The organism is Tumebacillus amylolyticus, assembly GCF_016722965.1.
In the GTDB taxonomy this organism is placed as follows: Bacteria; Bacillota; Bacilli; order Tumebacillales; family Tumebacillaceae; genus Tumebacillus; species Tumebacillus amylolyticus.
In genome coordinates this window covers 371,808-383,118 of record NZ_JAEQNB010000004.1, presented here as the reverse complement: position 1 = coordinate 383,118, position 11,311 = coordinate 371,808, and the positions used below count along the sequence as shown (strand labels likewise).

16 protein-coding genes and 1 tRNA gene are annotated in these 11,311 nt (G+C 49.9%); 3 read left to right on the top strand and 14 right to left on the bottom strand.

The window, feature by feature from the left end:
- Nucleotides 1–39: 39 nt before the first annotated feature.
- Entirely contained in the window at nucleotides 40–780 is a 741-nt protein-coding gene (locus JJB07_RS14795) for a hypothetical protein (RefSeq protein WP_201636351.1), read from the bottom strand.
- A 373-nt stretch (nucleotides 781–1,153) separates the two neighbouring features.
- On the opposite strand from JJB07_RS14795, the gene JJB07_RS14790 reads away from it, so the two are divergent.
- A complete protein-coding gene (locus tag JJB07_RS14790) occupies nucleotides 1,154–1,546 on the top strand; it encodes a DUF6173 family protein (protein WP_236588084.1) in 393 nt (130 codons plus the stop codon).
- A gap of 49 nt (nucleotides 1,547–1,595) precedes the next feature.
- Here JJB07_RS14790 and JJB07_RS14785 read toward each other — a convergent pair whose 3' ends face one another.
- Nucleotides 1,596–1,997: a YjcQ family protein gene (locus JJB07_RS14785; RefSeq protein WP_201636349.1), complete on the bottom strand. Its 402-nt coding sequence runs from the start codon at nucleotides 1,995–1,997 to the stop codon at nucleotides 1,596–1,598.
- A 98-nt stretch (nucleotides 1,998–2,095) separates the two neighbouring features.
- On the opposite strand from JJB07_RS14785, the gene JJB07_RS14780 reads away from it, so the two are divergent.
- Nucleotides 2,096–2,308 (top strand): hypothetical protein, encoded by a 213-nt coding sequence (locus tag JJB07_RS14780; protein WP_201636347.1) that lies wholly within the window; start codon nucleotides 2,096–2,098, stop codon nucleotides 2,306–2,308.
- A gap of 53 nt (nucleotides 2,309–2,361) precedes the next feature.
- Here the strand turns inward: JJB07_RS14780 and JJB07_RS14775 are convergent, their stop codons facing one another.
- The gene (locus tag JJB07_RS14775; protein ID WP_201636345.1) at nucleotides 2,362–2,556 is read right to left on the bottom strand and encodes a hypothetical protein; all 195 of its coding nucleotides are present in this window, start codon (nucleotides 2,554–2,556) and stop codon (nucleotides 2,362–2,364) included.
- 44 nt (nucleotides 2,557–2,600) lie between these two features.
- Nucleotides 2,601–3,038 carry a hypothetical protein gene (locus tag JJB07_RS14770; protein WP_201636343.1) on the bottom strand — a complete coding sequence of 146 codons (438 nt, stop codon included), beginning with the start codon at nucleotides 3,036–3,038 and terminating at the stop codon, nucleotides 2,601–2,603.
- Between the two features lie 99 nt (nucleotides 3,039–3,137).
- Here JJB07_RS14770 and JJB07_RS14765 point away from each other — a divergent pair, with 99 nt between their 5' ends.
- Nucleotides 3,138–3,365: a hypothetical protein gene (locus JJB07_RS14765; RefSeq protein WP_201636341.1), complete on the top strand. Its 228-nt coding sequence runs from the start codon at nucleotides 3,138–3,140 to the stop codon at nucleotides 3,363–3,365.
- 488 nt (nucleotides 3,366–3,853) lie between these two features.
- Here the strand turns inward: JJB07_RS14765 and JJB07_RS14760 are convergent, their stop codons facing one another.
- The 10 genes from JJB07_RS14760 to JJB07_RS14715 form a co-directional block, all read right to left on the bottom strand.
- Nucleotides 3,854–4,309 carry a hypothetical protein gene (locus JJB07_RS14760; protein ID WP_201636339.1) on the bottom strand — a complete coding sequence of 152 codons (456 nt, stop codon included), beginning with the start codon at nucleotides 4,307–4,309 and terminating at the stop codon, nucleotides 3,854–3,856.
- Nucleotides 4,310–4,361: 52 nt separating this feature from the next.
- Nucleotides 4,362–4,437, bottom strand: a tRNA-Thr gene (locus tag JJB07_RS14755).
- 65 nt (nucleotides 4,438–4,502) lie between these two features.
- Nucleotides 4,503–4,796 (bottom strand): hypothetical protein, encoded by a 294-nt coding sequence (locus JJB07_RS14750; RefSeq protein WP_201636337.1) that lies wholly within the window; start codon nucleotides 4,794–4,796, stop codon nucleotides 4,503–4,505.
- A 202-nt stretch (nucleotides 4,797–4,998) separates the two neighbouring features.
- Nucleotides 4,999–5,940 (bottom strand): hypothetical protein, encoded by a 942-nt coding sequence (locus tag JJB07_RS14745; protein WP_201636335.1) that lies wholly within the window; start codon nucleotides 5,938–5,940, stop codon nucleotides 4,999–5,001.
- A gap of 611 nt (nucleotides 5,941–6,551) precedes the next feature.
- The gene (locus JJB07_RS14740; protein ID WP_201636333.1) at nucleotides 6,552–7,220 is read right to left on the bottom strand and encodes a hypothetical protein; all 669 of its coding nucleotides are present in this window, start codon (nucleotides 7,218–7,220) and stop codon (nucleotides 6,552–6,554) included.
- 218 nt (nucleotides 7,221–7,438) lie between these two features.
- The gene (locus JJB07_RS14735) at nucleotides 7,439–7,726 is read right to left on the bottom strand and encodes a hypothetical protein (RefSeq protein ID WP_201636331.1); all 288 of its coding nucleotides are present in this window, start codon (nucleotides 7,724–7,726) and stop codon (nucleotides 7,439–7,441) included.
- Between the two features lie 121 nt (nucleotides 7,727–7,847).
- A complete protein-coding gene (locus JJB07_RS14730; RefSeq protein ID WP_201636329.1) occupies nucleotides 7,848–8,168 on the bottom strand; it encodes a hypothetical protein in 321 nt (106 codons plus the stop codon).
- Nucleotides 8,165–8,620 (bottom strand): hypothetical protein, encoded by a 456-nt coding sequence (locus JJB07_RS14725; protein WP_201636327.1) that lies wholly within the window; start codon nucleotides 8,618–8,620, stop codon nucleotides 8,165–8,167. Before JJB07_RS14725 ends, JJB07_RS14730 begins: the two co-directional genes overlap by 4 nt.
- A gap of 2 nt (nucleotides 8,621–8,622) precedes the next feature.
- Nucleotides 8,623–8,907 (bottom strand): helix-turn-helix domain-containing protein, encoded by a 285-nt coding sequence (locus tag JJB07_RS14720; protein ID WP_201636325.1) that lies wholly within the window; start codon nucleotides 8,905–8,907, stop codon nucleotides 8,623–8,625.
- 31 nt (nucleotides 8,908–8,938) lie between these two features.
- Nucleotides 8,939–11,299, bottom strand: coding sequence for a DNA cytosine methyltransferase (locus JJB07_RS14715; RefSeq protein ID WP_201636324.1), 2,361 nt, complete (start codon nucleotides 11,297–11,299; stop codon nucleotides 8,939–8,941).
- Nucleotides 11,300–11,311: the final 12 nt, after the last annotated feature.

The window sequence follows — 11,311 nt, the reverse complement described above, 5'->3', positions numbered from 1 at the left end:
CCTAGCCGATGGACGTTTGTCATTTCGCTATTAAATGTTTTATCGAGATGTACGGTCAACACGTCTAATGAGGTTTTTGTACACTACTTCAACTCTCGAAATCTGCTCATCCAATAACGATCTTACATTCAAAAATCGATTATACATCTCGTCTATTTCTTGATAAACAATCTCTCGATTAGATTCTATTTTTAGTATTTCTGCCGATTTATTTGTTACTTCACTCACCAGCGAAGGGTTCTGGTGATCTTGGTCAAATCTCATCATCCTTAGTAAAATCTCGTCAACCTTTGCTTGGATACCCACTGTGTCTGTATTGAACGTTTCATGTAGGTTAGAGTAATACTCTTTAAGCTTGATGAGTTCCACTTGAAGCTCAGTATTTGATATGAGATCAATTTTCCCCCATCGTTCGACTTCAATTTTGTCGATTGGCAGAGTATCTTTGCGAAAATCGAACGGAAAAGTCTTGTCACTGGTTTTCATGTTCTTGATCAACATCAAATCCCGGTCAATTTTCTCAAACTCGAATTTTAATGCAATAAGTACAGGATATTGTTCTGTAAACTTTTTCTCCAAATCACCACGAAACTGAATCTGTGCAATAATATAAGCAACAATGCCACCAATGATTCCGCCAATGTAATTTCCGAAAAACCCCATCCAATCTCCTTTGTCGGCGAATGAATACTTGCTCGACCAAGAAATTAACAAGAAATTAAACAAAATTGGCGAACCAAAAACCCCAAAAAATACCCATACTAATTGTCTCTTTCTCATTTAGCACCTCCTCTTCCATAATTCAGCATCAAGAATGAAAATCCTACAAGTTAATTGCAGTTTGCTTCGTCTTTATGTAGTAAGCAAGAACCTCTTTGGATCGGCAATTCCGTCGAAGTGTACGCTCCAGCTCAGGACCATTGACATCGGCAGCGCGCTGGCAAACTTCCGTCGCGAGTTGCTCAAGGGCGGTGACGATAGTATCGGGCTCTTGAGCATGTGCTCTATTTCAGGCGGATTTCCCCTTGGTTCAAATGACATAACTTCACTTCCCCCCAGGGAAAACTCGACAAGATTCGCTAATGCGTACGAATCATTAGTCGTGGTAGACTACTAGCATCGATGAGATCATGTGATCAAAGGAGGAACTTCAATGTCCTACGGAATTAACTCGGATATCATGAAATCTGTAATGCAAGCCGGTCAACAGAAACGCGATGCTGAACGAGCTCAAGTTTTGAATTATACAGAAAACTTAGCTAGTAAGTTTGTTGAGAAAATTCGGCATAGTGTTGATGAATTCATGAGCAACCTTCAACCCGATGAGGAGATCGGCATCCAACTTGTCACTTTTCAATCCATGATCATCCATGTCACAACTATCGGATGGAACGATCCCAATATGATTAGGTTTATTGGTTATTCCGAAAGTGGGTCACCTGTTGAACTGATTCAACATGTGTCTCAGTGCAATTTCCTTCTGACCGCGGTTAAAGCACTTGAACCAGAAGAACCCACACGTAAAATCGGATTTATTCAAGGATAACAACCCGCTTTGGCTCCCAAAAAACGAAAAGCACCCTTAGGGGTGCTTTTTAAAATCCAGCCATTTTTGATAACATGTCTGAAAGGGTTTTTGAGGCTAGATCTTTCAATTGGTCAACACCCCAGGCCCCAGCCTTAGTTGCGACCGCCCTGACCTTGTCGGAATTGGACATGGTCTTGTCGATCTCCAGTTTTGTTTCAACATAATCAAGTCCGTCGCGTGTCATTTTTGCTCGGGACATGACTACTTTTACAGGATGAGCAAATTGATCAACAGTGATCAGATGTGCACCTTGTAAGTAGCCTTCATTTTGAAGTTTACTAACCGCAACATTGAAGGCTACCTCTTCAATACCCAGAACTTGCGGAGTTACCGCATTCATATTAGGGATGTCTTTTTGGTACTCCGTGTAGATCGCAACTAAAACTTTCTGCTTAGAATCCAGCTCCATCTATATATCACCTCCTTTTCTATATGACAAATTTCTACATAAGCGAAGGACATACCTTTATTGACAGAGAATTCAATTGGTGATTGGAGGTGATAGACATGGATTTGTCCCAACTTTTTAAGGGCCAGAAACTCAAGATGAAATGCCCTGCGTGCGAAACGAGTTTCGATGCCCCGGCAGAGAAAGTTATGAAAGAAGGATCTGTGATTGATTGCCCTGGTTGCAATAAAGGGATTACGATCAGTCATGACGACGCGAGCTTCAAAGAACTCAAGAAGTCACTTGACGAATTGAAGAAAATGTTCCGCTAAGGTTTTGCAACCACCCGAACACCGGGTGGTTTTTATATTCTCCGCCACGGTTCCTAATGCCGTTTAATGATTCGGTAAACGCCTCTGAGGTACTCGTTGTTCTGTTCGTGGATACCCGTCGTGCTCAAACCAGCCATGCGTAGCATCAAATCGATGTCGACGTCATTCCGGACGACGATGCAGAAACTCTCCTTGCCGTCTCTCCCTTTTGAACGGGTAATGGTTGGCACCTCCGGAGTCCATGTCATCACCTCACCTCCTTGGAAAGTGAAAAGCACCCCGGAGGGTGCCTTTACAACAAGCCATCAAGTTTTACGTGGATCTTCCCAATAGCATCGGAATTTGCCTTAGTGCCATTGAGTTGTTTGATATGACCTGCGAAGTACTGTTCGAGGTTGATGATTCCAACGTCTTCGCCGATCTTAGCATCGCGGTTGGTTTCAGTGAAGGACTCCTCCATCATCTGTAACCCCTCCACAATTTCATTGAAAGCATCGACGATTTGTCTGTGCTCTTCTGAGATTTCAGGCGGACTGTTCACATCGGATAACAATTGAACACAAGTTCTGTACTCACGATGTGCCGCCTTTACCATTTGCCGTACCTTTTCCACATCAGCGTAGGTTTTGAGAGTGTCGCGATCAATCTCAGGCACTTTCATGGATGCACTAACTACGAGGTCACCTAACTTGTCCATCTGTTTTGCATAAGCAAAAATATCACTTCTCATAAATCAATCCTCCATTCCACTGACAAGTTTCGCCAATGAGGAAGGACTTTCCTGCGTGCTGGGCGAAGTTGGGAGATGATAGAGAGGAGGTGCAACTTTATGATTCAAGACCTATACGGTAAAAATGTTCATATTGCTACTTTGATTCCGACCAACAGTTTCCAAGGTGAGTATCAAGGGCACGATGGGATATTCATTACCATAAAAAACGCATCCGGCGTGGAAGTTTTCATTCCGATTTCCAGTGTAATCTCTATACAAGAGATCGTAATTCCCGAAAACTACTACCCGACCTATTCAACTGACGATGATGATCAGGCATGGTAAACCACCCAACCGGGTGGTTTTTCTATTACACGCACCCCGCCACGCGCAGGCAAGTGATCTTCCCTCCGCCGTTATCCCGCGCCCACTCGCACCGCTAAGTGCGCATGCAGGACGGCTAGCGAGAACCGCACCGCCGTTCAAGGCGGCCAGCACGATTGTAGCTTGTCCGATCATCTTTCTCTGTTCTCCTCTCCAATACAGCTCTCCCTTTCACATCGCCGACGGACGGCGTATGTGGTGTTGGGAGGGCTAGTTCAATTTCGCAACTTTGACCCCTCCTGGAACGATAGGGTTCTCGGAAAGGGAGGGGTCAAAGTTGGTGGAAAATCTTTTCTTCCGTTTTGTCTGTTTCGCGGTTGAACACTGGGATTTGATTGAGTTCATACTCCATGTCACCCATCACGTTTGCTTCGATAGTCTGTAATAGGTCAACTTGCCGGCGCCAGCTCCCCAGCCTTGCGGATGGAGAGCAGCAGCAGCCGTCGACCCTACACCCGCTCCGGCCAGTGCCAAGTGCCCGGCTCTTTGCCGTCGCTGTACTTGATGGACGGAGCCCACATCGTAAGCGCCATGTTGTTCAGATCAGCCGCGATGTCGTTCGTACCATCGAGGAACACAATCAGGTTGCACAGGCCGTCTGCAAGTCGGCCGCCGTGCGCGTTCACTACGATTGCCGGACGGTGACGATCTTCCGGGTTAGGGAAGCAGCGGGCTTGCGGAAGAACATAGTGTGCGATCCGCCCTTCGGTAAGACCCGCGATCATCGGCGAATCAGAGGTTTGGTTGACGGTGTAGGATACGGGCTTTTGGGTATCCGGGCATTCGAATTCGCCGCCGGTTGCGTTCGTGCTGGTGATCTGTGCCGTTTGATGATCGTTACCGCATGCGGAACAGCCGCTGACGTTCACGTTTTCGTTCGGGCTCAGGGTTTGGTTGTCTTGCATAGGAATCACTCCTCGGATAGGTATGTGCCGCCTTAGCCCGGCGACGGGGCGATGGTGCCGACGACAGGACTCGAACCAGCGCGCATCCTCTTACAAGGAGGTTGCTCTACCATCTGAGCTACATCGGCATGGGAAAGACCACCGTCAGTGGGTGCGGTGGTCTGGTGCCCTTGTGGAGTTGTTCGGGTGGCGTCTACATCGTCCTCACTCCTTTGCCGTCGTCTTGTTCTCGGGAAGACGCACGTTCGATATTAGGTGAACAGCAGGTCTGTGGATCGACTTGCCCCGACGGCCACAAGCACCCGAACTCACCTTGCAGGTGGTCATCATCGGGGTTCTGCCCGACTACCGCAAAAGCGGCGTACTCACAGCCAAATGGGCACTGCAACTCTTTAGGACGTTTGTTGTCGCCCTCCTCGACGCGCGCGGAGTTGACAATGAACTGCTCCTTACAGCCACAGCATTCGTATTTGATCAGTCGTTCCACAGCCGTCGCTCCTTTCGCCAACGAAAAGACCACCCGCTGATCGGCAAGCACGCCGCTCCTCTGCAGGTGGTCTATCCGTCGTCTGGTGGTCATCGACGGGTTCCTTTGACTTCCACGCTATCATTATCACACGGGGAACTCAGGGAAAACTTGCAACCTACTCCTATTTTTCTCTCATAAAACTCTCACGTATTAGATGAGATTATCCTTCGAGCGGGTTAACCGCGGGTACGGAGATATACCAGTTTTCATTCGGGTATAAGCCGTAAACATTCCATAGCTTCATTACAACTCCCCCTAACGTATCCAATTCTTCTACGCCTGACCAATGCTCGTAAATACTATTAAGTCTCATCAATTCTTTTACCAAATCCGTCCATATTTCTTTTAGATAAGTTCGATTTATCAATTCTGAAAACATTTCCAACTTGTCGCTCCACCCCTTACCAACTAAGTCTCCTATGATATAAACGAGTTGTTTCAGTAAATCAGATGCCTCTAATTGTACCTTGTCAAATAAAGCTGTAATTTCTCCATGAATTCTATATTTCGCTATCTCATCATCGATAAATGGTTTTGATCTCTCAACCATTTTTAATACATGTTCTATTTGAATTTCTTCGACTCTTTTTGTCACTGATGATAATTCAGTTGCTTTGAATTCAGACCATATTATGTCAGCATGTAGGCGAAGAACCGTTTGAAAATCCCCTCCCATTCTCATCACAAACTCTAACCCTAACATCCTCTCTTTTATTGTATCGTCATGGACGTGGCACAGTTCGTGATGAATTACATTTGCAGACTGCTGCTTTACTTCCTCCGAAAACAAACCAAACATTATATACTCTCTAAGAAAAATTGTAAATCGTGACGTATCGCCAACCATATACTGCAAGGTTTTTCCAACCGCTGTTCCATACGAGTTCTCGGTGAATCCTTCACTTATTCCTTTTTCTTTTTGGAAAGCGATTAGTTCTTCACCAAAGTCATCCGGTATAATAATTGCGTCAAGTTTTTCTAACCATAAATTACCATCAGAGATTTCCGATAATTGATCAAGAGCACTTTGTAAAAAACTCTTCATAACATCAGTAGAAATACCAACTTCTTCACAGATGCGTGTTTTAACAATAATCTCCATTTTATTCCCCTCCAACTTTGAGTGTGCTCCATCAATAATCTCAGATAAATATTTCTATTTCAATTATCAAACAAAAATCGTATATAGTAAGTGTAGTGTTTTCCATCAACCATATATACTTGGGAGGTATGAACTGCGATGTTAAAAAATATCCACAAAAAACAGTTCCCAAAAAAGAATCGAAAGAAACCTTGGATTTTTTACTGTAACTGTGGGAATAAAGTTAGCACCGAAACCCATGATACTTATTTCGCTGTACAGATAGATAGAATCGATGGGGGCTATATCATGAGGAATTGTTGTAGCGAACAATGTGCCCATGAAGCAATGGCAGTTCTTTTGCAATTTACAACAGAGTATGAGAAATCGAAGACCAAGATAGATAATGACAAACACATTTTTAATTCAATCACAAACGCATTATGGAAAAACTTCACAAATACTGAGATATTACACATGATAGAACTCTCCGCGACAGATGACAAATTCGAGTCATTCCGAAATGACTTCGTTGATTGGACACAGAAACAAAACGACTAAAATAAAAAACCGACTGGTCAGAGATTATCCAGTCGGTTTTCATTTTCTATGCCGTATATCTGCGTTTATGATTAACAAACCCCTACCAGCTTCCCGAACTCCTTCACCGCCTCCTTACGCCAGCGGTGGTAAGTCGATTCGGCCAACGTTGCGTCTGTGTCCTCAGCGGTGATTAACTCCTGCAGCTCCATCATGACGTTGGCAACAGATCGGCGCTGGCAGTACTGGCCCCGGAGGATCAGCGCACCATTCGGGTCGTACTTCTCCAACTCTTCCAAAGCGTAGTCGATGGTGTCCTTCTCTTGCTGGAAGTTTCGCGCATCCTGTGCCGCGAGATCGCACGCTACGTCAAACGGCACCACAAGCCCGTTCCAAACGACCGCCTCACCCCCGAACGCTCTCGTACCGACCATCAAGCCGGTAATCTCATCGAGTGCCACTGTGTCTTCCTCCGTGCAACCCTGGATGCCAGCGAAGAGGTTCTCAGCTTTCGCGACGTGCATTAACTCGTGGTTGTCCTGAGTGTATGCGCGACCCACCTCCGCCAAACGCTCCTCGTACCCCGTCAAAATCGCACCACGCGCAATCGTCATCCCCTTCCCTTCCGCTTGCCGTGTCGCCGCCTTGATACGCCCCTCCAACTTTTTGTAGTCCTTGAGCAGGCTTTTGACGAGGCGCTCGACTTCCTTATCGGAAAGGCCAACATACCCCTTGAACTCACCATCGTATCTAATTGCCATTGCCGTTTGCATCGTCATCTTCCTCCTCGTGATTGGTGCCCCTTGGAGCAGTGGTGAAACGCCGAAAAGCAGGCCAGTGGCCCGCGAACTTTTTCGGCTTGGTGCTATGCTGCTTGGTAGGTCCGGCTTGCTTTGAAAATTGCCGCATCTGCCAGATTCACGCCTTGACAGAACGGACCCGCTCGCGCCGCGTTGCTTTGATAGAAAAGTGATCCACGCTACTCCGCCCCTTCCCGTTCGGCGACCGCCTGCAGCCGCTGGTACGACTTGAAGTAGATCTCCGACTTCTTGGATGCGCCAAGTGCTTCCCGAAGGTGAGTAAGTGCTTTCCGCACTTCGTACTTCATCACTCCAATCTTGTCGGCGATCTGCTGATCTGTGAGGTCCTCCTTACCGGAACAAAGTATCAGCACGCCAATCTGAGTTTCCGTCAGCTCCAGTTCCTCACCCCACTCCCGGAGATGGTGCTCGACCTGCTCCGGGGTGAAGTTGAACTGCGGGGTCATCGGCGGCCTCCGACCATCTGGCGTCGTTTGCGGCGGGTCTTGCTGTGTCGCAAGTCGATGCACCGGCGTGGGTGGTAGGGGTTACGTCGTGAGAGCTTTACGATTCTTCCGTTCCGTCTCTTCACTCCCCCTCGCCACCTTTCTGCGAAGTACCGTCCTTGACGAACTCAATGCCAAGGTCGTATTTCTCGTTAATCTCGCTGACGAAGGAACGAAGTTGGCGTTCGGAGTCGTCAAACTGTTCTTGCGTCCGCGGGTATGCGAAGTTCACTTTCGTACCGTTCTGGGTCTGCTTGGCCCATTTCGTCGGGACCATGCCTTCTTTCAACATTCTCAGCCAGTAGATAGCCTTGCCGTGTGCATAAACGGCGGGTTCCAACTTAGAGGTCAAACTGGAACTTTGGAGCGTACCACCTGAGACGAATCCCTTCGGCAACGTCATGCTCTCTCGCCCCCTCTCTGCGGGCTCTGATACCTGATGAAGGCACGTACTTCACATATAATGTCCTTGGCCGTCCGAACTCCATCGTCGGCGATGATCTCTTGCAGAGAAGAGTCAAAGCGCCCGTTTCGCGTGTAGTACCTGACCCACATGAGAACGTCGTCGTCCTCTTCTTGGTTAAGTTCTTGCAAGATAAGGAGCGCCCGGAGTTCCTTGTGCTCCTCCATGGCCGCGATGTGGGCGAGGAGTTCTTCTTCATCTCGGAGCAGCTGTTCCACATCGATGTCGCTTTTTTGACCTTGGTACACGTTGACCCAGCCCACCGTGTAGCCTTCCGCGGTACAGTTGTTGCAGACGATCCCGACCGGACCGATCTTCTCGCGGCGGGCAATTATTTCGGCGAGTCGTTCCGGGCACAACAACTTCGACTTGTTCAGAAGTTGGTTTTCCATAACTAGAAACCTCCATTGACTTGATAGAGGGCTTCTGTCGTAAAATCGATGGCCGAAAGTTCTGCAATCTGATCTAGCAAATTTTTTACGATTTCATCACGACGTTTTGATAAATACGCTGCTACCTCAGAAGCCGTCTTTGCAGTGGGATTTGTCATTCCGAATTCGTGATATTGTAGGGACTGACGCGCAATACCACCGCACCCTTCATTCGCCAATTCCTCAAGGGTAACCCCCAGCCTCATCCGGGTATCACGGAGATATTGCCGTTTTACCTGCCTTTTCACTGTTTCTCCCCCTCTCGCACCGCGATGGCCCTTAGTGGACCACCGCGAACTCCTCATCTACATCCCCCATCTGGAGGAAGTCATCCCACCAGTTTCCGTTCTGTTCCGGTGCAACCCAGATCTTCTCGTTGCTCAAGAGGAACAACCCTTCACGCGAAGCAACGATCGAAAGAGCCGCCGTTCCGATGACGGCCATCGCAGCCGCAGGCGGGATCGCGTTCCCGATCCACTCGCGGTGCTTGGCGTCGTTTGAGCTTCCGATCATCATAAACGGGTGACCGGTTGGAAGTTGAGACTTGAAGCCTTGGAGTGCCGACAATTCGAACGTCGTAAGCGGACGGTGCCAAGCGCCGTCGTGCGGGCTCAGGATGATCCAGACACCACGCTCCTTGCGGTGCGGGATACGGAAGTACCCCGCCGCCGCCCGATCATAAACATGCTGGATCGCGTGCCAGAGCGATGCGATCGGCGCGTGACCTGAGTAGCCGTCACGGTAAAGCGACTCGACCATACGCTTGATGTTCCCCTTGGTCATGACCGGGCCAAGCTTGTCCATCCAGTCGCCGTTGGGTGTCAGTTCTTCCTCTTCGTCACCCTCAACAACTCCGAATCGATTGACGACCGTGAACCCATGCTCGTCGATGGAGACATTGACGTACTGCTCGGGACCAGCCGCTTCTAGCAAGCGTTTGGTTTCGGCGACCTGACGCACGTTGATGCTCCGATCAGTGATGCGTACTTTTTTAGGGGTCGCGAGCCAATCGATCACGACGACCTCCGCAAGTTCGCCGACTCCATCGGACACACGTTCATCTGCGAACGCACACTTTGACATGTGGACGTCCGCGCTGCCGGAAATCGTCGGCGCCGTCTCTTCCATCCCGATGATGCCGTAGGTGCCTGCCCGCGGCCGGCAGTTGATACGAGGATCGGCGAGAGATGATGCGCTGTTCATGACTCGCCCTGCACCGCGAATCGTCGGAGCTGGTTGGCCCCAGTTCAGAACGCCGAAGTCATGCGGGCGAGTATGGCATGCTCCGGGACGTGGATCAGAGATACTCGGCGCACCCTCTTGGATGTCCCGCATGCCAGTGACAGTTCCACCGATGCCGCCCCAACCGTAAACCTTGTGCTTGTTGCTGTATCCTCCGGTGAGATGGCGGTTGTCCGCGACGGCGATCGCACCGCTGCCGAAGCGGGTTCCCGTGACGGTCGGTGCGACCTGATCCATCGGGATGATTTGATACACGCCCGGATGTCGTGACTCACGTGGCTTCAAGCTCGGGTCACTCACGCAGATCCGCCCGTTGGCGACGTGGGTTGCACCAGTGACCGTGCCACTGACCCCGTCCCACATCTCAACGCGGAAGTGCGACGCATGGCGCCCTTCGCCGTTTCCGAAGCGGAGATCCGCTAAGGCCGATGCCCCGTTGGAGCGACCGAAGCCTGCGCCGCATGATACGGTCCGCGATGTGCTATTCCAATCCTCAACAGCCATAGCACCATTGCGGGGCTTGTAACCAACCGGCACGACCGTGTACTGCTCATGATCAAACTCTTCAAGCGCGCGCCAATCACCCCCAGCAGGGATGCATGCAAGACGCTCCCATGTGCCGTATTCCAGCGAAGGCAGTTGGTGTAACGGCCCGCATGCGGAATCTCCGGGGAACGGAAGCGGCCCGATCACATCGCCGATCTTCTTGTATGGCAAGTTGGGCGCTTCATGAATTGGCTCAGGGCACTTCTTCAAGTTCCGAACGAGCGTCTTGTTTCTCGCCCGCTTTTGCGCGAGGCCGCCCTTCTTCCCAAGGCAGTGATCGGAGTTGATCGTCGCGTACCCTCCACGCTCGTACATCGTGAGAGTGCGGGTGAGAATCTCCTTGCCTCGGTCTTTGACGCGCGGGACGTTCTCGGTCATCACCGCCGCAGGCGGACCATCCGGATGCTCCCGAAATGCCTCGAAGAACAACCAGTTGCAGCGGAAGTACAGCTCGTTGTAAGCCTGGTACTTCTTCGTCTGAGACAGCGCCTTGGGCAACAGTCCACTGTACCCCTTGCACGGCGAGCTGATGATGACGATGTCCGGAGGGATGCCCCCGCAGAGATCGTGAATCATCTGCGGTGTGATCTCCACCCAATCCCCCGGCGGCTCATGGCCGTGGAAGTCGGTATACTGCTCACGAGAAAACAAGTCGAGGCAATACGCGGGCGCGCCGGTCAGAAGAGTGAAATTTTTGCAGGCACCAAGATCGAAGTCGATGCTGAACAGGTTCCGTGCCCGCACGATCCGGCCGCCGTACTCGACCTTGATGTTATTCACGCCGATCCCGGCGCCGCCAGCTCCACCGCAGACTTGCACGACGGTGATCTCGTCTGTCACAACTTCAATCATGCGTCATGCCCC

What these genes read in the sequence shown, in the direction of transcription:
- JJB07_RS14795 (WP_201636351.1), bottom strand. Translation starts at nt 780, where the DNA reads ATGAGAAAGAGACAATTAGTATGGGTATTTTTTGGGGTTTTTGGTTCG.
- JJB07_RS14790 (WP_236588084.1), top strand. Translation starts at nt 1,154, where the DNA reads ATGTCCTACGGAATTAACTCGGATATCATGAAATCTGTAATGCAAGCC.
- JJB07_RS14785 (WP_201636349.1), bottom strand. Translation starts at nt 1,997, where the DNA reads ATGGAGCTGGATTCTAAGCAGAAAGTTTTAGTTGCGATCTACACGGAG.
- JJB07_RS14780 (WP_201636347.1), top strand. Translation starts at nt 2,096, where the DNA reads ATGGATTTGTCCCAACTTTTTAAGGGCCAGAAACTCAAGATGAAATGC.
- JJB07_RS14775 (WP_201636345.1), bottom strand. Translation starts at nt 2,556, where the DNA reads ATGACATGGACTCCGGAGGTGCCAACCATTACCCGTTCAAAAGGGAGA.
- JJB07_RS14770 (WP_201636343.1), bottom strand. Translation starts at nt 3,038, where the DNA reads ATGAGAAGTGATATTTTTGCTTATGCAAAACAGATGGACAAGTTAGGT.
- JJB07_RS14765 (WP_201636341.1), top strand. Translation starts at nt 3,138, where the DNA reads ATGATTCAAGACCTATACGGTAAAAATGTTCATATTGCTACTTTGATT.
- JJB07_RS14760 (WP_201636339.1), bottom strand. Translation starts at nt 4,309, where the DNA reads ATGCAAGACAACCAAACCCTGAGCCCGAACGAAAACGTGAACGTCAGC.
- JJB07_RS14745 (WP_201636335.1), bottom strand. Translation starts at nt 5,940, where the DNA reads ATGGAGATTATTGTTAAAACACGCATCTGTGAAGAAGTTGGTATTTCT.
- JJB07_RS14740 (WP_201636333.1), bottom strand. Translation starts at nt 7,220, where the DNA reads ATGGCAATTAGATACGATGGTGAGTTCAAGGGGTATGTTGGCCTTTCC.
- JJB07_RS14735 (WP_201636331.1), bottom strand. Translation starts at nt 7,726, where the DNA reads ATGACCCCGCAGTTCAACTTCACCCCGGAGCAGGTCGAGCACCATCTC.
- JJB07_RS14730 (WP_201636329.1), bottom strand. Translation starts at nt 8,168, where the DNA reads ATGACGTTGCCGAAGGGATTCGTCTCAGGTGGTACGCTCCAAAGTTCC.
- JJB07_RS14725 (WP_201636327.1), bottom strand. Translation starts at nt 8,620, where the DNA reads ATGGAAAACCAACTTCTGAACAAGTCGAAGTTGTTGTGCCCGGAACGA.
- JJB07_RS14715 (WP_201636324.1), bottom strand. Translation starts at nt 11,299, where the DNA reads ATGATTGAAGTTGTGACAGACGAGATCACCGTCGTGCAAGTCTGCGGT.